General features: G+C 33.9%; 18 protein-coding genes and 1 pseudogene. 13 read left to right on the forward strand and 6 right to left on the reverse strand.

The genetic code is table 11. The annotated features are described in order from the left end of the window. Positions 1-94 precede the first annotated feature (94 nt). The 4 genes from ABH960_RS07950 to ABH960_RS07965 all read left to right on the forward strand — a co-directional run bounded on the left by ABH960_RS07950 (position 95) and on the right by ABH960_RS07965 (position 4,908). A complete protein-coding gene (locus ABH960_RS07950; RefSeq protein ID WP_404444330.1) occupies positions 95-1,072 on the forward strand; it encodes an agmatine deiminase family protein in 978 nt (325 codons plus the stop codon). Between the two features lie 44 nt (positions 1,073-1,116). Further along, a complete protein-coding gene (locus ABH960_RS07955) occupies positions 1,117-1,938 on the forward strand; it encodes a MerR family transcriptional regulator (protein ID WP_002185237.1) in 822 nt (273 codons plus the stop codon). A gap of 81 nt (positions 1,939-2,019) precedes the next feature. Next, complete coding sequence (locus ABH960_RS07960) at positions 2,020-3,762, forward strand: amidohydrolase (RefSeq protein WP_404444146.1); 1,743 nt, start codon at positions 2,020-2,022, stop codon at positions 3,760-3,762. A gap of 96 nt (positions 3,763-3,858) precedes the next feature. Then, a complete protein-coding gene (locus tag ABH960_RS07965; protein WP_404444149.1) occupies positions 3,859-4,908 on the forward strand; it encodes an agmatine deiminase family protein in 1,050 nt (349 codons plus the stop codon). Between the two features lie 54 nt (positions 4,909-4,962). Here ABH960_RS07965 and pepF read toward each other — a convergent pair whose 3' ends face one another. After that, a complete protein-coding gene (pepF, locus tag ABH960_RS07970; protein ID WP_404444152.1) occupies positions 4,963-6,750 on the reverse strand; it encodes an oligoendopeptidase F in 1,788 nt (595 codons plus the stop codon). Between the two features lie 118 nt (positions 6,751-6,868). Next, positions 6,869-7,660 (reverse strand): arylamine N-acetyltransferase family protein, encoded by a 792-nt coding sequence (locus ABH960_RS07975; RefSeq protein ID WP_404444155.1) that lies wholly within the window; start codon positions 7,658-7,660, stop codon positions 6,869-6,871. A 214-nt stretch (positions 7,661-7,874) separates the two neighbouring features. Here ABH960_RS07975 and amyS point away from each other — a divergent pair, with 214 nt between their 5' ends. The 5 genes from amyS (at position 7,875) to ABH960_RS08000 (ending at position 14,014) form a co-directional block, all read left to right on the forward strand. Continuing rightward, complete coding sequence (gene amyS, locus ABH960_RS07980) at positions 7,875-9,416, forward strand: alpha-amylase (protein WP_404444158.1); 1,542 nt, start codon at positions 7,875-7,877, stop codon at positions 9,414-9,416. Between the two features lie 532 nt (positions 9,417-9,948). Next, entirely contained in the window at positions 9,949-11,850 is a 1,902-nt protein-coding gene (locus tag ABH960_RS07985) for an endonuclease MutS2 (RefSeq protein ID WP_404444161.1), read from the forward strand. Positions 11,851-11,856: 6 nt separating this feature from the next. Continuing rightward, complete coding sequence (locus ABH960_RS07990) at positions 11,857-12,381, forward strand: GNAT family N-acetyltransferase (RefSeq protein ID WP_002137597.1); 525 nt, start codon at positions 11,857-11,859, stop codon at positions 12,379-12,381. A 160-nt stretch (positions 12,382-12,541) separates the two neighbouring features. Next, a complete protein-coding gene (locus ABH960_RS07995) occupies positions 12,542-13,252 on the forward strand; it encodes a histidine phosphatase family protein (RefSeq protein WP_404444165.1) in 711 nt (236 codons plus the stop codon). A 309-nt stretch (positions 13,253-13,561) separates the two neighbouring features. Then, complete coding sequence (locus ABH960_RS08000; protein WP_404444168.1) at positions 13,562-14,014, forward strand: hypothetical protein; 453 nt, start codon at positions 13,562-13,564, stop codon at positions 14,012-14,014. Positions 14,015-14,090: 76 nt separating this feature from the next. On the opposite strand, the gene ABH960_RS08005 is transcribed toward ABH960_RS08000, so the two are convergent. Further along, positions 14,091-15,056, reverse strand: coding sequence for a quinone oxidoreductase family protein (locus ABH960_RS08005; RefSeq protein ID WP_404444171.1), 966 nt, complete (start codon positions 15,054-15,056; stop codon positions 14,091-14,093). Positions 15,057-15,179: 123 nt separating this feature from the next. Between ABH960_RS08005 and ABH960_RS08010 the strand changes: the two genes are divergently transcribed. Then, positions 15,180-16,073: a LysR family transcriptional regulator gene (locus ABH960_RS08010; RefSeq protein WP_404444174.1), complete on the forward strand. Its 894-nt coding sequence runs from the start codon at positions 15,180-15,182 to the stop codon at positions 16,071-16,073. A gap of 87 nt (positions 16,074-16,160) precedes the next feature. Here the strand turns inward: ABH960_RS08010 and ABH960_RS08015 are convergent, their stop codons facing one another. After that, on the reverse strand, positions 16,161-16,694 hold the full coding sequence (locus tag ABH960_RS08015) for a GNAT family N-acetyltransferase (RefSeq protein ID WP_002190291.1): 534 nt from the start codon (positions 16,692-16,694) through the stop codon (positions 16,161-16,163). A gap of 573 nt (positions 16,695-17,267) precedes the next feature. Here ABH960_RS08015 and ABH960_RS08020 point away from each other — a divergent pair. Next, complete coding sequence (locus ABH960_RS08020) at positions 17,268-18,029, forward strand: CPBP family intramembrane glutamic endopeptidase (RefSeq protein ID WP_404444178.1); 762 nt, start codon at positions 17,268-17,270, stop codon at positions 18,027-18,029. Positions 18,030-18,244: 215 nt separating this feature from the next. On the opposite strand, the gene ABH960_RS08025 is transcribed toward ABH960_RS08020, so the two are convergent. After that, positions 18,245-18,733 (reverse strand): DinB family protein, encoded by a 489-nt coding sequence (locus ABH960_RS08025; RefSeq protein ID WP_404444181.1) that lies wholly within the window; start codon positions 18,731-18,733, stop codon positions 18,245-18,247. Positions 18,734-18,937: 204 nt separating this feature from the next. On the opposite strand from ABH960_RS08025, the gene ABH960_RS08030 reads away from it, so the two are divergent. Further along, a complete protein-coding gene (locus ABH960_RS08030) occupies positions 18,938-19,393 on the forward strand; it encodes a DinB family protein (protein WP_404444184.1) in 456 nt (151 codons plus the stop codon). Between the two features lie 369 nt (positions 19,394-19,762). Beyond that, a pseudogene (locus tag ABH960_RS08035) lies at positions 19,763-20,799 on the forward strand (DUF4003 domain-containing protein). A gap of 190 nt (positions 20,800-20,989) precedes the next feature. Here the strand turns inward: ABH960_RS08035 and ABH960_RS08040 are convergent. After that, positions 20,990-21,754 (reverse strand): DUF817 domain-containing protein, encoded by a 765-nt coding sequence (locus ABH960_RS08040; protein ID WP_033708377.1) that lies wholly within the window; start codon positions 21,752-21,754, stop codon positions 20,990-20,992. Positions 21,755-21,789 lie beyond the last annotated feature (35 nt).

Consider the following 21,789-nt stretch of genomic DNA (forward strand, 5'->3'; position numbering starts at 1 on the left):
TTCAAAAATTGTAATGAAAAGAGAAATGAATTGGGGAATAGTTGGCTTATTGAAAACAGTTATTCAATCATTATTAAAAAGCGAGGTAAGTAATATGGAACAAAAACATAGTGGCATTATTTTTACTGCAATACCAGATGAATCGAATGAATATTATCGACCATTTTATGAAGACATTATTTATTTTAATGAATACTTAAATGAAAATAAAGCATTTACCGATCAACTTATATCTTTATCTGTTGAAGAGCAAGACTTTCATACAAACTTTTTTGAGTATGATGATATTTGGCTAAGAGATGTTGCACCAGTTGTAACAAATCATCTAGTTAAATTCAAATATCAACCGAATTATTTACCGAAAGATCAAGGACGATATTTAGATCAACAATTTAATAAATGGTTGAAAAAGAACGATTTTGAATATGTGACATCTCCATTGATATTAGACGGTGGAAATCTTATTTGGAATAAAAAAGATACCGTTATATTAACGGAACGCATATTTGATGATAATTATGATTGGACGGAAGAAGAAATTATAGAGCAACTGGAATGGGATTTAGATGTGAGTCGGGTTATTATTATTCCTGCTGAAGAGGGAGATGTACTTGCACACGCAGACGGGATGGTTAAATTTATTGATGAACATACAATGTTTATTAGTGATTTTTTAGGGGATCATGAATTTAGATATAAGGTTCAAGAGATTATTCAAGAGCAAATGCCAGAGGCTGAATTTATAGTTGTTCCTTCGTCATATACAGAGAAGGGTCAATACGATGAAGAGATAGCGTCAGCAAAAGGTTTATATATAAATATGTTAGAAACATGTGATACGCTTTACGTTCCTAAGTTTGGATTAGCTAAAGATGAGGAAGTTTTAAGATATATTCAACAGCATACTGAGAAACAAGTTATTCAAAGTCATGTAGGAGAAATATCGACAATGGGAGGCGCGATGAATTGTTTAACGTGGTATTGTCCTAGTCATTTGTTACCTTCAAAAATGAAAAGGCTGAACGATCAGAATGAAGGTTCTGCAATCAGAAAAATATTTGATTGGTTTTAATAAATAAGCTTATATATAAGAGAATGTATTCAAGGGGTATTTATATGTATACAATTACTGAGTTTTCGCGGATTTGTAAAATGAGTACACGGATGCTAAGGCATTATGATAAAGAGGAAATATTGAAACCAGCATATGTGAATCCGGTAAATGGATATAGATATTATGAGCAAGGGCAGCTTGAAATAGCGCTGAAAATTAAAAAGCTAAGGGAGTATAAGTTTCCTTTACCGAAAATCAAAATAATTCTTCAATCATCAGATCAAGATTCATTTATTAAACATATGCAATCACAAATTATAGAGTTGTCTCATGAGGTGAAACAAAATTTACAGGTTATTTCAGAAATGAATGAAATGGTAAATATGAATTATGCTTTAAATACTGCTTGTCATAGAAATTACGATATATTTATTGGAATGAGAAATGAAATAACAGTAATTGCTCAAAGACTGCAAATAAATATAGATGATATGGATGATTATTTTTATGACTTATATGAAAAAGTACAAAAGCATAACTTACAAATGGTCGGTTCGCCCTCTACGGTCTTTTATGATGAAGAGTATATTCCAAATGAAAGTGATGTTGAATTAAGGATTCCGGTCATGCATGGGAACAATAAAGATGTAGTACAAGAATATGAAATAAAAAAATTAAATCCACATCAAATCGTTACTACTATGCATTATGGAAGTTATGACTATATAGGCTACGCTTATATTGCGTTAGAAAAATGGATTGAAAGAAATGGTTATGTAATAGATGGTTCACCATATGAGGTCTACATAAAGGGACCTGAATGTGATTGTTTAGTAGAGGAGTATGTGACACAAATTTGTTTTTTAGTTATGAAAATAGACTGAGAATAAGGATTGACATTAACATTGTGTCAATCCTTATTCTATTTATGTAAGTAATTCATCATAATAAAAAGGAGAAAGAATATGAAAAGAACAATCATGATTATTTGTCTGATTCTAAGTATGACATGGTTTTCAGCGTGTACTCCTGGAGTAGGAGAAGGTGAGAATGGTAGCTTCGTTCTACCAAATCAGTTGCCAAAAAATGTAGTGTTTAAAAATGGTACAATCTATACTTCAAATGACAAGCAAGACATTGTAGAGGCTGTAGCCGTTAAAGAAGGGAAAATTACATTTGTTGGTTCAAACAAAGATGTAGAAGGATTTATAAATGAAGATACGAAAGTGGTGGATTTACAAGGACGTTTTATTCTTCCTGGTTTTGTGGACAATCACAATCATATATTTGAGGCGAAATCACCAGCAGCAGGGAATTGTAGTGTTTCACCGGATGCTGCGCTGCAAGAACAACGCTCGTATTTAAAGGCTTGTAAAAAAGATGTGAAAGATGGCGAATGGATAAGCGGAACAGGATTTAGTTTGGAAGAGCTGTTAAAAGATATGGACGAAAAATCAGAACAACAAACGCCATTACAAGTTCTTGATGAGTTATTTCCTAATAACCCTGTATTAATTATGGAAAGAACTTCTCATTCTGTATGGGTTAACTCAAAAGCATTGGAAGTAGCGGGAATAAATAAAGAGACGAAAGATCCGCAAGGCGGAAGAATCATCCGGGATCCAGAAACAGGAGAACCTTTCGGGCTTCTGTATGATACAGCAGGGGATATCGTGATGGAAAAAGCATGGAATTCCCAGCCCAATCTCTTTGAAAAAAATTATGAAGGTTTGTTAGACGGTTTAGATGAGGTTGCGAAGAATGGTATTACTACAGTCGGCGATGGACGTCTTTATTGGAAACGAGGCTGGTTAGATGTTTGGAATAAAGTTAATGATGAGAAAAAGTTAACGTCGCGAGTAGTACTTCGTCCGTGGGTATATCCGAACTTAAATGAAGCAGAGCAAATGGAGTATTTCAAAAAAATTAAGCGTGATGATGTATCATCTAGAATGCTTATTAATCAAGTGAAGATGTATAGTGATGGAATTAGCATTAACAGCACAGCTAAAATACTAGAAAAATATAAATTTGAGTGGTTTAAAGGAACACCGTACGGTTTGAACTATATTCCAGAAGAAAAAATGAAGTGGTGGTTGAGTGAACTCAATAAAATTGGTTACGGTGCACTCATCCACACAATTGGAGATGGCGGAGTAAGAGAAAGTTTAAATGCAATTGAAGCAGCGAAAAAAGAAGGGGCGAATCAACCTTATACGCTTACACATGTGGAAATGGTAGAAGATAGTGATATAAATCGTTTTGCTAAGTTAGGTATTAGCGCTGATTTCCAAGTAGGTCATGATTTTGCAGAAGATCCTAAACAAAGCTGGGCAAGTGCGTATTTTACAAATCAACAGATGAAACGAATTATGCCGTTAGGACGCATTTGGAAAACAGGAGCAAATGTATCGCTTAGTAGTGATTGGGACGTAAACGAACTGAATCCACTTGTGACAATTTCGAATGCGTTAAGTATTGAAGAGAAAGGCTTATCTGATATATATGCAGCTATTGATGCTTATACAATTAAGCCCGCCAAAGCATTAGGCCTTGATAATATTACTGGTTCAATTGAAGTAGGTAAATCAGCCGATATGGTATTGCTAAATGAAGATATTACTAAAATGAGTGTCGATAAGATTCCGAATGCGAAAGTTTTAGTGACGGTTTTACAAGGAGAAGTAGTGTATCACAAGGGAAAATAAAGAATCAGTTTATGAAGTAGTTAATATATTTCTGTTGACCTTAACACGATGTCAAAGTTTAGACTGAACTTACATTCGAAGAAGGGGTGAACACGTATGAGAAATATAGAAAATAGTTTGTTTTATATGCCTGCTCAGTGGGAAAATCATGAGGGGACATGGCTCCAATGGCCTCATGATAAAGCTCATAGAGGTGAAGGTTACAGATCTAAGCTAGATGATATTTGGGTAACGATGGCAAAGGAGCTTCATTACGGTGAGAATGTGCATATTGTTGTATTTGATGAGGAAGAAAAAGTACATGTACAATCGAAGTTAATTGAAGCGAATGTAGATATGGATAAAATTGATTTTTTAATTGAAGAAACGGATGATGTTTGGATAAGAGATAATGGACCGATCTTTGTAAAAGATAAGGAAGGCAATCTCTGTTTAACACACTGGGTATTTAATGGTTGGGGGGATAAATATCCGTATGAAAATGATGCTGTTATTCCGGAAAAAATAAGTGAAATGTATAGCATTCCAAAAGTTAAATCTAGTGTCTGTATAGAAGGTGGAGGAATAGAGATAAATGGAAATGGCACCTTAATGGCGGCAAAAACTTCTATTATAAATGAAAATCGAAATCCTACACTAAATCAGGAAGAGATTGAAATAGAGTTAACGAAGTATTTGGGAGTAACGAATTTTATATGGATAACTGGTATTCGCGGAGAGGATAATTATGATGAAGATACAGATTACCATATTGATGGGGCAGCGCGTTTTGTAAATGAAAATACAATTCTTTATGAATATGATCCTTTTGGGGAAGGAGAGTTGTACCTTTTGGAGGCGCAGGAAAAGCATTATCAAGAATTGCGACAAGCGAGAAATATAGATGGAAATCCATTTCAGCTCATCCCAGTACCTGTAACAAGAAAAGTGGTAAAAGAGGCAGACTGTAAAGGTTCGTATTTGAACTTTTATATTGGAAATGAAGTTGTATTGGTTCCTATATACGGTGATGAACATGATAAGTTAGGACTTCAAATCATTGAAGGGCAGTTTCCAGGAAGAAGAATTGCCGGTGTTTATGTAAATGAACTGTATGCGTATGGTGGTATGATTCATTGTGTGACGCAGCAACAAGTGAATAAATGAAATGTATATTTTATATGAAAAAGCATGCAGATTCTATAATCTGCATGCTTTTTTCTATAATGCTGAAAACTCTTCAACAAGTTGGGTGAATCGATTTAATGCACTTTCAATCGGTTCTGGTGTAGTTAAATCAACGCCAGCTTTTTTCAGTAGGTTTAATGGATAGTCAGAACTTCCGCCTTTAAGGAATTCAATATAGTTTTTCTGAGCATTTGGATCACCGCTTAATAATTTATCGGCGATTTGAATGGCAGAAGCGAATCCAGTTGCGTATTTGTATACGTAAAATGGACGGTAGAAATGAGGGATTCTAGACCAGCCATATTTTACTTCTTCGTCAAATACGAGAGAGTCGCCATTATATTCTCTAAATAAGTTTTCGTAAATTTCACTAAAGACTTTGGCATTTAATGGTTTACCTTGTTCGGCCATTTCATGTGTGATTTTTTCAAATTCTGCAAACATGATTTGTGTAAAGAAAGTACCTTTAAAGCTATCGATAAAGTAGTTAATTAAATGATTACGTACGTTCGTTTCTTTTGCTTCTTTTAATAAATAATGAATTAATAACACTTCATTTACTGTAGAAGCGACTTCTGCAACAAAGATAGTATAGTGTGCAGAAATTCTTGGTTGGTATCCGTGTGAGTAATGCGTATGCATACCGTGCCCGCATTCATGAGTAAGGGTGAAAAGGCTATTTAAATCATCATGATGATTTAAAAGAATGAAAGGATGAACACCGTATATACCAAAGTTATAAGCGCCAGAACGTTTTCCTGGTGTTTCTCTCACATCTATATAGCGTTTATCTTTAAAGTTTTTTAATGTTTCGATATATTCTTTACCTAAAGGAGCTAGTGACGCGATCATTATATCAAACGCTTCGTCGTATGGAATGTCTTGTTTTACACCTTTTACTAAATCAACACTCAAGTCGTATTGTCGTAGTTCATCTACATTTAATTTTTCTTTTCTAAGTTCATTATACGTATGTAATGATTGAATGTTTTTTTTCGTTGTCTCAATTAAATTTTCATATACTTCTTTCGGAACCATGTCGCCAAATAATGATTTTTCTAAAGCTGATGGATATTTTCGTAGCTTTGAGACAGTAACATTGTTTTTAATAGCTGCGGACAAAGTAGAAGCGATAGAATTCTTTAATTGAACGTATGGTTTGTAATAAGCTTTATAGGCTTCTTCACGTTTCTCACGATTCTCATCTTCTATTAGCTTTGAATACATTCCACGTGTTAAGTTTACTTTTTCTCCATCATCAGTAGTCACTTCACCAAAAATTATATCTGCATTATTTAACATGCCAAATGTATGCTGCGGGGAGGAGAGTGCTTCACCCATTTGTGATAAAATCTCTTCTTGGTCTTTATTCAAAACGTGTTTTTTATAACGGTATAGCTCAAATAAGTCTTCTTTATAATAGTGTAAGCCTTCGGTTTCTTCTATGTAAGAATATAATGTGTTTTCATCTACGCTAAGTAAGAATGGAGAAAAGAAAGATTTAGCCGCACTTACTTTCACGTGTAATTGTGATACTTTATCGACAAGGGATTGAGCGTCAGTATCGCGTGTATCAAGATCAGATTGTAATCGTGCATAAGCGAACATTAAAGATATTATGCTAGATATTTCTTCACTCTTTGTTAAATAAGCTAATAAACTATTGCCGTCATGAATATTTCCATTAAACTTGTGTAATTCATTCGTTAATACTTCAATTTTATGAAAATCGCTTTCCCAATCTTCAATTGTATGATAAATATCCGTTAAATCCCATTTTTCTTTATCAGCTACTTGTAGTCGATCTTTAAGTTCAGTCATAATCATTTCCTTTCTAAATATGTAGTTATATTCCTATATAACTATGAAATACAACAAATTGCAAAAAATCCCTGCTGGAAAATAAAAAGCCTTGCCGGAAATGGCGAGGCTTTAAAAGTTATAATGTAATGCCGAACGTTGAATGAAGGAGGTTTGTATATTGCTCTTTTGTAATTGTTTCTTTTGTTTTATTTCTATTTTTCGTTACTGTAAGGCTATCTTTTGTTAATGATGCGTGCCCGTCATGAGTAAGTTTTACAACAAGAGGTACTTTGTTAAATGGTGAACCTTCATGTTCAACAATAATTTTTTGTGCTGCATTTACTTTCGTTTCATCCACTTCTTCCAAGTAAAATGCATAACCTACTGTCCAATCATCAGTAGAAGATTGATCTAGAAACTCATTGCTTTTACGCATTTCTAAAATATAATTACCTTTTTCAGTCGTTTCTTTACGAATACGATAGTCGCCTGTTACAGAATGAACGATCTCACCTGAGAAAGGAACAGGGGAAAGGGGTAAATATGATCCGAAACCTACTTCAATTAAGTAAAGTTCATTATGATGTTGTAAAACAGTTGCGATATGCCCTGAATCTACAGCCCATATAGAATTTGCAGCGTTATAAACTGTTCCTGAAACGAGATGGACATCGAATTTAGAGTCTTTAAGGAAGTAATACATAGTAGGATTGAGTTCATAACAAAGGCCGCCACGGTTGTTTATTAAAATTTTTTCTTTTAGATTTTCTTTTGATATTTCTTTAAAGTTGTTTTCGAGAATATTTAAGTTTTCAAAAGGGACAGATTGTGACATTGCGTACATAATGTTAGGTAAATCTTCAAATGAAACTGTTTCTTTTTCTTCTATATTTAATCGTGCGAAAAATTGTTTTTGAAAGTTTGTCATGAAAATCCCTCCGTTATGATTTTATAGGTAAATTGTAAACAATCTTGAATAAGATGTGAAATTTAAACTATGTGGGGGTACTTGTGGAATATGTGAAGTTACGTGAAAAATAATGTGAGAGATTAAAAGATTACTACTTTACTAACTGTAGAACGAATATTATAATGATTTTAATAAATTATGCAAACGTTTTCTTGAAGGGGATGGTGTAAATATGTTGAAAAGGATTATGGTAGTCTGTTTATTGTTTACTTTACTTTTTCCTAATATATATGAGGGGAATAAGGCGGAAGCAGCAACGATAAACAATGGAACATTAATGCAGTATTTTGAGTGGTACGCTCCGAATGATGGGAATCATTGGAATCGTTTGCGTTCTGATGCTGGAAATTTAGCTCATAAAGGAATTACATCTGTATGGATACCACCTGCATATAAAGGGACTTCACAAAATGATGTAGGATATGGAGCGTATGATTTATATGATTTGGGGGAATTCAATCAAAAAGGAACGGTGCGGACGAAATATGGGACAAAAGTACAGTTGAAATCTGCAATTGAAGCTTTACATAAGCAAAACATCGATGTATACGGTGATGTAGTTATGAATCATAAAGGTGGAGCAGATTATACTGAAACTGTCACAGCTGTTGAGGTAGACCGTAACAATCGAAATATTGAAGTGTCAGGTGATTATGAAATTAATGCATGGACGGTGTTTAACTTTCCAGGGCGCGGAGATTCTTATTCTAATTTCAAATGGAAATGGTATCATTTTGACGGAACGGATTGGGATGAAGGAAGGAAATTAAATCGAATTTATAAATTTAGGGGTATAGGTAAAGCGTGGGACTGGGAAGTGTCTAGCGAGAATGGGAATTATGATTATTTGATGTATGCAGATCTTGATTTTGATCATCCTGATGTTGCGAATGAGATGAAAAATTGGGGGACGTGGTATGCGAATGAATTAAATTTAGATGGTTTTCGTTTAGATGCTGTTAAACATATTGATCATGAATATTTACGCGATTGGGTAAATCATGTCAGACAGCAAACGGGGAAAGAAATGTTTACAGTAGCTGAATATTGGCAAAATGATATCCAGACTTTAAATAATTATTTGGCGAAAGTCAATTATAATCAATCTGTATTTGATGCACCGCTTCATTACAATTTTCATTATGCTTCAAAAGGAAATGGGAATTATGATATGAGAACTATTTTAAATGGAACAGTAATGCAAAATCACCCTGCACTCGCAGTTACTCTCGTTGAGAATCATGATTCTCAACCTGGACAGTCATTGGAATCTGTAGTAAGTCCGTGGTTTAAACCGTTGGCATATGCATTTATTTTAACACGTGCAGAGGGCTATCCTTCAGTTTTCTATGGTGATTACTATGGGACAAGCGGAAATAGTAGTTATGAAATTCCAGCGTTAAAAGATAAAATTGATCCAATTTTGACGGCACGAAAAAACTTTGCATATGGTACGCAGCGTGATTATTTAGACCATCCAGATGTGATTGGCTGGACAAGAGAAGGCGATGGTGTACATGCTAATTCTGGTTTAGCGACATTACTCTCGGACGGACCAGGAGGATCAAAGTGGATGGATGTTGGAAAGAATAACGCTGGGGAAGTATGGTACGATATTACGGGTAATCAAACAAATACTGTAACAATTAATAAAGATGGATGGGGGCAGTTCCATGTAAATGGAGGCTCGGTTTCCATATATGTTCAGCAGTAAATTGGTGATGAAAAGAAGAGGTAGACTGAAATATAAGTTCTCCTCTTCTTTTTTACATTCTGCATAGTTATTAAAGTATGACACCTTTACTTCTTATAAAACATATAGTATGATGATTTCAATAAATTAGATTTCAATGAACATAAAATATAAATTAATGAGAGGTGCTTTTTGTGAGTGCGGTAGGTACTAAATAGGAAAAATTTAATGAAATAAATCGGATAAGACCAGGGGATTTTTATGTACATCATACCCCTAATTTTGTCATGGATTTATTTCGAAACCTATGAAGATACCTACAATACTTTATAAAGCGTGTAATAAGGGGATTGCCATCTGTTTTTTTATGGCTTATTTCCTCATATGTTATTACACTTGCCTTGTAAATGTAAAAGCTGCGGTATCCCCGCAGCTTTTTTGTATATGTTTTTGATGTATAAAAATGGTAATTGAATAATGTAGAATTCATTGGAATCTAATGAGTAGGTATCTTCATTGATGATAGAAATCAATCATAGTGAGGAGAAACAAAATGAATACGATGACTTTTGAAAAGTTACAATATAACGAATTAATGGAAATAGTGAAATCATATTGTATAAGTGGATTAGGTAAGGAATTATTAAATAAATTAGAGCCGAGTACGAGTATAAAAGTAGTGAGAAATCGCTTAAATGAAACGACAGAAGCACGAGCTATAGTAGATGCAGAAGGACATGTTCCTTTCTTCGGAATTTCCAATATCGCTAGTACAATTCAAAAATTAGAAAAAGGGATGATTTTAGATCCAGCAGAGTTAGTGAGCGTTTCAGACTTTTTACGTGGATGTAGAAAGATTAAAAAATTTATGTTAGATAAAGAATTCTTTGCGCCAGTATTAGCTTCTTATGCAAATTCAATGACTGAATTTAAAAGTATTGAAGAGGAAATTAACTTTTCAATTAAAGGAAATGGCATTGATGCAGCTGCTAGTAAAGAGTTAAAACGAATTCGAAATAACATTGATTCTGTAGATGGAAAAATAAAAGAACGTTTAACGAAATTTTTAAATAGTAGTGCAAATAAGAAATATATTCAGGAATTCTTTATTAGTAAGAAGGACGATAGGTATACGATTCCAATTAAATCTTCTTATAAAAATCAAGTTGCGGGAAGTATAGTTGAAGCATCTGCAAAAGGTTCTACTGTATTTATAGAACCACATACGGTTACAAAATTAAATGCGGAACTCGCAAGTTTGAAAGCAGAAGAAGCGATGGAAGAGTATCAAATTTTAGCGACATTATCAGGAATGGTATTAGAAAACATTTATCATATAAAAATTAATATGGAACTAATTAGCCAATATGATATGGTATTTGCGAAAGCGAAATTTAGTAAATCAATCGATGGAATAGAGCCGAAGTTAAATGATCATGGCCACATTCATTTAGTAAATTGTAAGCATCCGCTTTTAAGTGGGAAAGTAGTACCGTTAAACTTTGAAATCGGTCAAGAATACCGTAGTTTAATTATTACAGGACCGAATGCAGGCGGAAAAACAATTGTGCTAAAAACAATAGGATTGTTAACATTAGCGACGATGTCAGGTTTGCACATCGCTGGAGATAAAGAAACGGAAATTGCTATTTTTGACAACGTATTTGTAGATATTGGTGATAATCAAAGTATTGAAAATGCACTAAGTACATTCTCATCGCATATGAAAAATCTATCCGAGATTATGAGGATGTCAAATAATAATACATTACTACTATTTGACGAAATAGGAAGCGGTACAGAACCGAATGAAGGTGCGGCGCTTGCGATATCTATTTTAGAAGAATTTTACCTTGCGGGATGTATTACAATTGCGAGTACGCATTACGGTGAAATTAAGCGTTTTTCAGAAATGCATGGTGATTTTATGAACGCAGCAATGCAATTTAATAGTGAAACACTAGAGCCACTTTATAAATTAGTGATCGGTAAATCAGGTGAAAGTAATGCACTTTGGATTGCGAATAAAATGAATGTGAGAGACCATGTACTGCAAAGAGCGAAAGAGTATATGGCAAATAAAGAATACGCTCTAGAAAAAGTGAATGAAAGTAAAATTAGAAAACCAAAATTCGTGCAAGAAAAAAGAGAAAATGACTATGAATATAAAATCGGTGACCGTGTGAATTTATTGGATCATGATGATTTTGGTATCATCTATAAGGAAAGAGATAATTTCTATAATGTCGTTGTATATTATAACGGTGAATTCGTTGAAGTGAATGTAAAACGTATTACTTTAGAGGTAGCGGCGAAAGAATTATACCCAGAAGGATATGATTTAAATACACTATTTGTCGATTATAAAGAAAGAAAAATGCAGCACGATATGGAGCGCGGATCGAAAAAAGCGCTTCGTAAAATTGAAAAAGAAATAAGAAAGAATAGAGGATAATATAGAATGGTAACGATTAGACAAGAACAACAAAATGATTGTAGTAAAACTGAAGAAGTTGTAAAACAAGCATTTTCAAATGAAGAATTTAGTGATAAAAAGGAACATGAACTTGTAAAACGTATTAGAGAATGTGACGCGTTTATTCCTGAATTATCAATCGTTGCAGTAGATGAGGAAATAGTCGGGCATATTATGTTATCAAAAATTAAGATAGAACAAGACGGAACTTCTGTAGAATCATTAGCACTTGCACCAGTATCCGTTGCTAGGGGCCATCAGAAAAAAGGAATTGGCGGAAAACTTATCGTAGCTGCTTTAGAAAAAGCGAAAGAACTAGGATATGAATCTGTTGTGGTATTAGGTCATCCAGAGTACTATCCGAAATTTGGATTTAAAAAAGCAAGTGATTGGAATATAAAAGCACCATTTGAAGTGCCAGATGAAGTGTTTATGGTGATGGAGTTAAGAGAGAATGCTCTTCAAGGTGTAGAAGGAGTTGTACAATATTCGAGTGCTTTTGCTGAGTAGGAGAATCGATTAAGAAATGTAATCATAAAAGATGCTATCTTTTTGTAGGAATATACAGAAAGATAGCTTTTTTTATTAAGCAGATCTACTTACGTATATTTTGCTCAATGAATAATTGAGATGGTAAAATTGATATAGAAATGTAAAGGGAGAGAATATGATGAAGAATCGAGAAACAGATAGCAATGAGAATGTAGTTACGTTATATGTTACAAGACATGGTAAAACAATATTAAATACGAATCATCGCGCGCAAGGTTGGGCAGACTCTCCGTTAGTAGAAAAAGGTGTGGAAGTTGCCTCTAATTTGGGAACGGGATTAAAAGATATTCATTTTGCGAATGCGTATAGTAGTGATAGCGGTCGAGCGATTGAAACTGCTAATTTAGTATTAAAATATAGTGAGCAATCAAAATTGAAACTTGAGAAAAGAAAAGATTTACGAGAATTAAATTTTGGTATTTTTGAAGGTGAAAAACTTGAAAATATGTGGGATGTGGTTGGGAAAGCTGCGGGCGTTGCATCTCCAGAAGAACTCATGAAGTTTTCTATTCAAGAAGTGATTAATCTTATTAGAGCAGCAGACCCTACGAAACAGGCGGAAGATTGGGAATTATTTTCTACTCGGATAAAAACAGAGATTGATAAAATTAGTGAAGAAGCTGCTAAAAATGGAGGTGGCAACGTTTTAGTTGTCGTTCATGGGCTTTTGATTACTGCCTTAATAGAAATGTTAGACAGTGCCAAAACAAAACTTGGAGTGGAAAATGCAAGTGTGACGAAGATTGTATATCAAGATGGGAAGTACACAGTCGAATCAGTTGGGGATATGAGTTATGTTGAAAAAGGAAAAGAAAGTGTGGAAATATAATTAAATCTCAAATAGAAATAAGAAAAAGAAGCTAGAAAGATCTTAACGAGATCTCTTTAGGGTGAGTTTTACTCAACATAACAAATAAGATCGTATGCCTTTTCGCATAAGCGGAAGGGTCTTTTTTTATTGATTTAAATCATATTTCGTTGATTTTGTACCAAAAACAGTACCACTTTCAACATAAAGTCAGAGTGCACAATGATTTATGTTACAGTTGATTAGAATAGGTGTATAAAATCTTGTTTGAGCAGTAATGTAAAGAGACTCGCAACTGTTTCAGATAGATTTTCAAAATGGGGGGGAATAATGGATTTTCAAGATTTGATGGAATTTAAAGGATATATATATTTAAACAAATTGATTGAACCTGAAGGGAATTCACTGAGGGTACTTATTGATAGGTGCAAAGTTAACAAAACTAAGGGACTCATGAAAATTACAGGTGAGGTGGAAATAGAAGCATCATCCATTGATGTTGATAACAATCTGCCAATTGTGCAATTGGATTTTGAAACGTATGTTGCTTACTCCATTACTAATGAATCGTTTACTGTAATGGATGATTACGAAATTTCAGAAGGTAGAATTTTTAGGATTTACTCAAAATCAAGATATTTGGATTTCATTAAAACAGGAACAATTGCTGAATTTATATTTCCTGAAGAGCAGTTCGTTCACTATCAAATTCCTTGTTTGAACCATATAATCGACATTATTTCATATGATGAGCCGAAAATTACTGGAATAAAAAGAAACTAATAAAATTCCATAATAAAAGAGCATCGGAATCGATGCTCTTTTATATGCTTATCTTTTCTTTTTTTAAGTGGAACGATTACGGGATTAATAAAATCTTCCCAGTACTTTTACGGCTCTCTAATAATTCATGCGCAAGAGCACCATCTTGTAAAGCGAATGTAGTTGGACTCGCGATATTTAATTCTCCTGCAGTGATCCAATCAAATAATTGAGTAGAGCGCTGCTTGCGTTCTTCATACGTAGTAAGAACGTTCCAAAGGTCTCCGCCAGTTAAAGTTTTTGAAGTATCCATAAGCATACGTGGATCTACAGGTGCGGGATTACCGCCAGCCATTCCATAGAATACAACGGTACCACCAACTTTAGTAGCTTTAAAACTTTCTTCTAAAGTAGAACCTACTGATTCATACACAACATTTACTCCGGTACCATTAGTTATTTCAAGTACTTTCGTATGCCATGCTTCAGTATATAAAAATACGTGATTAGCACCAGCTAACGTAGCTACTTGTGCTTTTTCTTTTGATGATGTAAGACCGATTACTGTTCCGCCCAGTAGTTTAATCATTTGAACGAGAAGTTGGCCAACGCCACCAGCTGCAGCGTGTACTAAAGCTATATCACCTTGTTTTATTTGATAGCTATCTTTCGTTAAATAATGTGCTGTTAATCCTTGTAATAAGACAGAAGCGGCTGTTTCAAAAGAAATAGAATCTGGAAGCGTAATTGCTTTTTCAGATGGAACGGCAACTAATTCTGCATTTGAGAATGGAACGTCAGCAAATGCAATGTGGTCTCCGGGATTGATAGTAGTAACGTTAGCTCCTACTTTTTCAACAATACCAGCGCCTTCATAACCTAATATATAAGGCGGGTTACCAGCGAGATGATAATCGCCGCGGCGTCTATAAATATCAGCGAAATTTAAACCGATTGCTTGCATGCGAACAAGAATTTCATTTGGATTTATAATTGGATCAGGTATTTCTTTATATTGTAGTACATCAGCATTTCCGAACTGTTCGAAACAAAGTGCTTTCATATGGAATACCTCCATTTATATTGTTTGTAGATGTTCTTTATCATACAATACAACTATCAATAGAAAAAGAAGATTATTTCGATGGAATCAATCGGTAATATCGATTGAAAAGAGGGATGATAAATGGAGATAAAACAATTAATTACATTTAAAGTGGCTGCAGAAAGCTTAAATTTTACACAAACTGCGAAGAAATTGAATTTTGCTCAGTCGAGCGTGACAGCGCAAATTAAAACGTTAGAGGCTGAGCTCGGTACGCCGTTATTTGAGAGATTAGGAAAACGTCTTTTCTTAACTGAAGCAGGAAAGAAGTTTCAACTATATGCCGATAAGATGATTGCGCTTAGTAACGAAGCAAAAATGGCTGTGAAAGATGATGAGGAAATAGCGGGTACGTTAATAATCGGTGCACAAGAAAGTCAATGTACATATAGGCTTCCATCTATATTAAAGAAATTTAAAGCACAATTTCCTCAAATAAAACTTATATTTAAACCTGCGCATTCCAATAAAGATGCGAAAGAGCAATTGATGGAGGGGAAAGTAGATCTTGTATTTATTTTGGCCGAATGTAAAACAGAGGATGTTTTACATGTGGAGCCACTTATGAAAGAAGAATTAAAAGTAGTAGCTGCTCCTACGCATCGTTTACTTGAACAACCTTCCGTTTCTACAAAAGATTTAGAAAGCGAAACACTTTTACTAACAGAACTAGGTTGCTCGTATCGGACTTTATTTGAAGAGCTATTTCGCGCAGAAGATGTATACCCAGCAAATAAGATCGAATTTGTTAGTGTCGAGGCAATTAAACAATGTGTCATTGCCGATTTAGGTATAGCAATTTTGCCAGCAATAGTAGTAGAAAAAGATATACGAGAGGGAACGATAAAGGAATTAGTCTTAAAGAATACAATCACTCCGATCTATACGCAAATCGCTTGGCATAAAGATAAATGGATGACATCGCCGTTACAGCAATTTATTGAGGTAACGAGGGAGTCTTTTGCAAGGAATTAAGTGGAGAAATATTTGTTTTATATGTAAGAAAAAATGGCACTTTTGTATAGAGAGAACCGATACTTGGATGAAACAAGTATCGGTTCTTTATAGCATATTTTTATAATCATTTTTAAGTATTGCCATAATAATTTCATCCGAGTACGTATCATTATAAAATAAGGATTGACGTAAGGTTCCTTCTTTTACAAACCCAACCTTTTCATAAGCTCTAATTCCACGTAAATTATGGCTAAATACTTCTAACTGTAAACGATTGAATGTGAGTTGTTCAAAAACAAATCTTAAAACTATTTTCATAGCTTCAGTTCCGTAGCCTTTCCCTGTTAATGAAATAGAAAGCATAGATATTCTGAATCCAGCTCTTTGGTTCTCCTCATCGATATCTAAAATCGATAACTCTCCAATCATTTCGTCAGTACTGTTTAAACAAATAGCGAAATCATAGCGATTTGAATCATTATTTATATTATCTATATGTGCTTTAATTTGCTCCAATGAAAAAGTAGGCTTGGTTCCAGTCATATATCTTATTTCTTCATCCATTGTACTTTCTAATATAATGGGCGCATCTAGCTCACAAAGGGGCCTTAAATAAATTCTTTCACTCTCTAATCTCATTATAAATTTCTCCTTAAGGTTGGTGATAGAGTATATAAATATTTTTGATATACATTGAAGAAGAGTTTTATTTTGTGTATTGTTTGAAAAGTATGTATCTTACTTTGATGTTACATGAATTTTATAATGGTATGGTATACCTAAAACAAATAATAAAAGTTTTATACACAAAAAAATGTATCAACAAGTTTTTTGATAATACTATTATTATTGCTTTTCATTCCACTTTTAAATGAACATGAATTTTTTATAAATATTTTTAGTGGAAAATAAGCCTTTCCCACTAATTTGCACCGTAGTTAAACAAGACTTAAATAACGTTATTGTCACTTTACAAGAGCATGTTTTGATTGGTTCTCAAAACATGCTCCTTCTTTTTGTTTGTTTATCCCGTATTAACGGATAGTGAGACTCCAACTTCGAACCTTGACCGAAGCAAAGTAGGTAGGAGTCGGCCTATCCAGAAAAGCCTGATAGAGTAGGGAGGTTCCTTTAATGTTTTGGAATAATTTAGCATAAGTGATTTTCATATCTCTAAATTTATGCTCTAATTAAAATAAAGGAGGCAAGTAAATGGGGAATGAGATTAAACGATATGTAATACGCACTTTTATATTTACATGGATACTATGGGGGCTATTAATTAGCTTAATAAAATTAAACATTACGACATTTGGTACACCGTTAGCGATGATATTATTTGTTTTCGGAGGGATCATGCCATCAATCATTGCAATTAGTTTAAAGAAAAAATATGGATCAAAAGAAGAGTTCAGAGTGTTTATTAAAAATATTGTTAATCCTAGGTATTACTTTGTATGGTATGTTCTAATCGTTGTTCTAGCTTTTATTAGCTGTTATCTTCCAACGATATTTGGTGGAGCAACGATGCAAAAACCATTATACGTGGCATTACTTAGTTTTCCAATAATGATTATTGGTGGCGGTCTTGAAGAAATCGGATGGAGAGGGTTCTTACAACCTGCCCTTCAGAAAAGGTTTTCGGCATTTTTTAGTACGGTTATTGTGAGCGTTATATGGGCTATTTGGCACTGGCCGTTATGGTTTATTCCAGGTACGAATCAAACTCAAAGGGATTTTATAGCCTTTATAATTACGACAATTGCTGTATCTTTCTTATTAACTACAATTATTAACACAACTAAAAGTATTTTTATGTGTCTAATTTTTCATGCGCTTCTTAATTCTTTTTGGACTGTGTACGTGCCAAATGATAAAGTGTTACCAGCATTTTCAACTTTTATTTTCGGAATTTTCGTATTTATCGTGTATAAAGTCATAATAAAAAGAAAGAACCTCTTATTGATTAGGTAACTGAAATAATAAAAGGAAACATATTAATATATTTTTTATGGATATGAAACTAATTAATAAGAACACGACACAAACATAATTAAAATATAATACAAGTTTGTGCCGCAAAAAAATTTGCAAAACTATAAACAACATCAAAAAGAATGAAGAGCCTTTCAATATACATAAACAATGCTAAGGACAGTTATAGTAATTCATTTGTTAGAACAATTGAATTAACTAAGGTCTGTGTCAGGAGGAGTATATCCAAGGTGACGAGTCATTGATACAATTTGGCCTTTATGATGAAATTCATGTGTTTCCGCATGGGTTAAAAGCCATAGCGGAGTTGTGCTCCAAGGTTCTTTTTGCCATTTCACTTCATTTGCTATATTTTCGAGCCAACGGTCATTGTATGCATCTAAAAATCGTTGTACAGTTTCATCTACTAACTTAAATCTAGCACGAACTGTTTCGACATCTGCATGCTCAATTTCGTAGTCGCTAGCAAATGAAAAATCTGCTCGTTTTTGTTTAAATGCGAATGATCCAAGCCAGTATCGATAGCAATCGGCTACATGAATATGTGTTTTTATAATGCTGCCACTTCCGAAGTTAGGAACCGTACTGTGCAATTTTTCTTGTGGAATTTCTTCCAAAAATGTAAATAGATTTTCCCTTGTAGAACTAATAAGATTATATTGTTGTTTTAAAACATCTAACATGTAATTACACTCCTCTTTTGTTTACTGTAATATTTGTGCAGTAAGTATTTCTATATTTATGAGGAGTGGTCCTTTTTTATTGTTTTCAGTAAGCATATTAGATGTGTTTTTTAATTGTTTCTGATAGATTAAACAAGGTGAAACTTTAATAAGTAGAACATTCTTAGCTCATAATAAATTGTACATAAAAAAGGGGACGATAAAATGAATAGAATAATTGGTTTAAAACAATTTGAAATAACGCGTGGGGCATTACTTGAATTTATGGAGACGCTTGATGATAAAACTGCGGATACGCAGCCGGAGGGCTTTAACAATACAATTCGCTGGCATATCGGTCACGTGTTAACGGCAGCAGAAACTTTCATGTTTGGAAGAGAATTTAAACAATTACCAACTGAATATCCAGGTATGTTCGGGTATGGATCAAGACCATCTAAATGGAAAACAGAAGGACCATCATTAGAAGTGCTAACGGTTCAATTAAAAGAACAAGCGAAGCGCATTCAAGAAATTCCAGCAGAAGCATTTGAAAATAAACTTCCAGAGCCATTTTTAGGGTTGGAAACAGTTGGAGAGCTTTACGGTATGATGTTGTATCATGAAGCAGATCATATTGGGCAAATGAAGGCGATGGAACGAATTATTAAGGCTTTTTAGTTTTTGGTAAAGTTTAATTGCATATAAAAAACGAAATCACAGATGTTTTGTCAAAATTGAGGTGTAAGTAATTACAACCTTATTTTTCACAATACAGGTGTAATGTTAAATAATATATAGACAAAAAGGGTAGATAATTTATTATCTATCCTTTTTTGTTGTTGAACTTCTTGAAGGATTAAGGATTATGAACGCTAATCATCGTGATGCTGATGAAGAAGGAAAGAAAACCAACCAATTAGGATAAAGAAACATCTAAGTTTTATGGTAGTTATTATTTTTTTGTATTACTTAATAGAAAAATATTGAAAATAATACAGAAGAAAGTATAAGGTTGCAAAATCTGTATGAAATAGGGTATTCCTAAATATGGAATATACGTATAATAAAAGAGAGGAACTAGAAAATGGGGGAATACTATGATTACATTGGAACAAAAGTTGGAGCAATACACACATACATATGCACAGTTAAAGGGAGAACTAAAATGGAAAACAAGTGATTCTCGAACAGGTATGATGATTGCTGCTATGTATGCAGGTAGTGATAAACTGTTTGATCTCGGACGTTTTTTAGAAATTAGTAGTTATATTAAGAATCAGGTAGGGATGTTTTCATACTTAAAGTCTTATCATCGCTTTGTGGTGGCCGCAACATTAGATATTCACTTTACAGATTACAAGGAAGCTTTTCGGAGGTTTTTAGATTTATATGAACAATTGGTCGCTGGTGGCTTTAGCCGGAGTATATTTACTTATCTCGCAGCAGCTGTGCTTTTAACAGAAGAAAATGAACAGCATGGCACGTACATTCAGCGTTCGATGCAAGTATATAAACGGATGAAAGAGGATCATCTTTTTCTTACAGGTACAAATGATTATCCACTCGCGGTTTTACTAGCAGGACAATCAGAGAATGTAGAAACACTTATGGACCGGGTAGAACGTCTTTATCAGAAACTAGCGAAAGCTGGTTTGCGTAAAGGGAATGATCTTCAGTTTTTAAGTCATATCCTCTCACTAAAGAAGGATGTCCGTGAAGAAATGTTAGTTGCAACATGTACAAACATATGGAATTTGTTAAAACAAGAAAAGGTAAAAGTGAAACAGATGCATTATCCAGCTATCGGGCTACTAGCGTTACTTGAGGATGGAGAAAAAGAGATTCATTCTATTAAAGCGTTGATTGAAAAATTGCAAGGGGAGAAATTTTTCCGTTGGCATACAGATACGAATATTCTTATTGCTATTCAACTGTTCGTAAGTCAGAAAGGTGAGGAAAGTAAAGCTACCAACGCAGGTTTACAAACAATGATAGAAGTCCTCATACAAGCACAACAAGCAGCTATGATAGCAACGATTGCCGCTTCATCTGCAGCAACCTCTTCTGCTAGTACTAGTTCATAATGTGTAACTGCTTATGCGCTTGTAAATTATGATGAACCTATAACCTCTTTGATGAGAACGGTTTAAAAAATATTAATAAAAAAGGCCCATCACTCTCTAATGAGTGATGGGCTAACTGTTTTTACAGAGTGGATTTTTTTATTGGGTAAGGAAGATAAGTTGTTATTTTAATGTTTTTACATAATTAGCATTATCTTTTCGACTGCTTAAAATGTTTGAGTTGTGTAACAATCATAATGCTAATAACAACGAGTAAAAACCATGAGCTAATTTTGCTTAAGTGAACGAGGCTCCATGTTTCCCGTTGATTTGGATATTGCCATGCTCCGAAGAAGGTAGCGATGTTTTCTGCAATCCAAATAAAGAATCCGATAAGGAAAAATGAGAGTACGAGCGGCATTTTATATGTAACGCCTCGTAATGAAAATTCCACAAATGTGCGAAAGAAAACAATGAATAAAATTAAAGTTAATACCCATCTAAAGTCATATAGAAAATGATGTGTAAAAAAATTAAAGTAAATCATTGCTCCTAGAGGTATTGCAAAAATAGCTTTCGGCCAATGATGCATTTGTAAATGCAATCTTCTCCACGCTTGGCATATGTAACTTGCGACACTCGCATACATAAAACCGCTGTAAAGCGGAACTCCGAAAACTTTTGAATACGCCTCTTCAGGATAACTCCATGAACCGAAATGTACTTTATATATTTCTAGTAAAAGGCCGATGAGGTGGAAGACAGTAATTACTTTTAGTTCGTCTTTCGTTTCAAGACCAGTCTTGTACATAATCCACTGCATAAGAAGACATACGATGAGTATGAAATCATATCGGTACAGCCCTGGAATCGAAATGATTTTTGAAAGAGCAAGTGTTAAAAAAATAACGACAGGGAACAAACAGGATAATGCTTGTTCATAAGTAAAATAGAGTAGTTGTTTTACATAAAACATGTTTTCACCTTCAGGGTTTTTATTTGAAAAATCAA

The sequence above is a fragment of the Bacillus sp. RC252 genome, from assembly GCF_044909215.1.
Lineage (GTDB): Bacteria > Bacillota > Bacilli > Bacillales > Bacillaceae_G > Bacillus_A > Bacillus_A mycoides.

What these genes read in the sequence shown, in the direction of transcription:
- ABH960_RS07960 (WP_404444146.1), top strand. Translation starts at nt 2,020, where the DNA reads ATGAAAAGAACAATCATGATTATTTGTCTGATTCTAAGTATGACATGG.
- ABH960_RS07955 (WP_002185237.1), top strand. Translation starts at nt 1,117, where the DNA reads ATGTATACAATTACTGAGTTTTCGCGGATTTGTAAAATGAGTACACGG.
- ABH960_RS08010 (WP_404444174.1), top strand. Translation starts at nt 15,180, where the DNA reads ATGGAGATAAAACAATTAATTACATTTAAAGTGGCTGCAGAAAGCTTA.
- ABH960_RS08015 (WP_002190291.1), bottom strand. Translation starts at nt 16,694, where the DNA reads ATGAGATTAGAGAGTGAAAGAATTTATTTAAGGCCCCTTTGTGAGCTA.
- ABH960_RS08025 (WP_404444181.1), bottom strand. Translation starts at nt 18,733, where the DNA reads ATGTTAGATGTTTTAAAACAACAATATAATCTTATTAGTTCTACAAGG.
- ABH960_RS07950 (WP_404444330.1), top strand. Translation starts at nt 95, where the DNA reads ATGGAACAAAAACATAGTGGCATTATTTTTACTGCAATACCAGATGAA.
- ABH960_RS07995 (WP_404444165.1), top strand. Translation starts at nt 12,542, where the DNA reads ATGAAGAATCGAGAAACAGATAGCAATGAGAATGTAGTTACGTTATAT.
- ABH960_RS08030 (WP_404444184.1), top strand. Translation starts at nt 18,938, where the DNA reads ATGAATAGAATAATTGGTTTAAAACAATTTGAAATAACGCGTGGGGCA.
- ABH960_RS07975 (WP_404444155.1), bottom strand. Translation starts at nt 7,660, where the DNA reads ATGACAAACTTTCAAAAACAATTTTTCGCACGATTAAATATAGAAGAA.
- ABH960_RS08000 (WP_404444168.1), top strand. Translation starts at nt 13,562, where the DNA reads ATGGATTTTCAAGATTTGATGGAATTTAAAGGATATATATATTTAAAC.
- ABH960_RS08040 (WP_033708377.1), bottom strand. Translation starts at nt 21,754, where the DNA reads ATGTTTTATGTAAAACAACTACTCTATTTTACTTATGAACAAGCATTA.
- ABH960_RS08020 (WP_404444178.1), top strand. Translation starts at nt 17,268, where the DNA reads ATGGGGAATGAGATTAAACGATATGTAATACGCACTTTTATATTTACA.
- ABH960_RS08005 (WP_404444171.1), bottom strand. Translation starts at nt 15,056, where the DNA reads ATGAAAGCACTTTGTTTCGAACAGTTCGGAAATGCTGATGTACTACAA.
- pepF (WP_404444152.1), bottom strand. Translation starts at nt 6,750, where the DNA reads ATGACTGAACTTAAAGATCGACTACAAGTAGCTGATAAAGAAAAATGG.
- ABH960_RS07985 (WP_404444161.1), top strand. Translation starts at nt 9,949, where the DNA reads ATGAATACGATGACTTTTGAAAAGTTACAATATAACGAATTAATGGAA.
- ABH960_RS07965 (WP_404444149.1), top strand. Translation starts at nt 3,859, where the DNA reads ATGAGAAATATAGAAAATAGTTTGTTTTATATGCCTGCTCAGTGGGAA.
- ABH960_RS07990 (WP_002137597.1), top strand. Translation starts at nt 11,857, where the DNA reads ATGGTAACGATTAGACAAGAACAACAAAATGATTGTAGTAAAACTGAA.
- amyS (WP_404444158.1), top strand. Translation starts at nt 7,875, where the DNA reads ATGTTGAAAAGGATTATGGTAGTCTGTTTATTGTTTACTTTACTTTTT.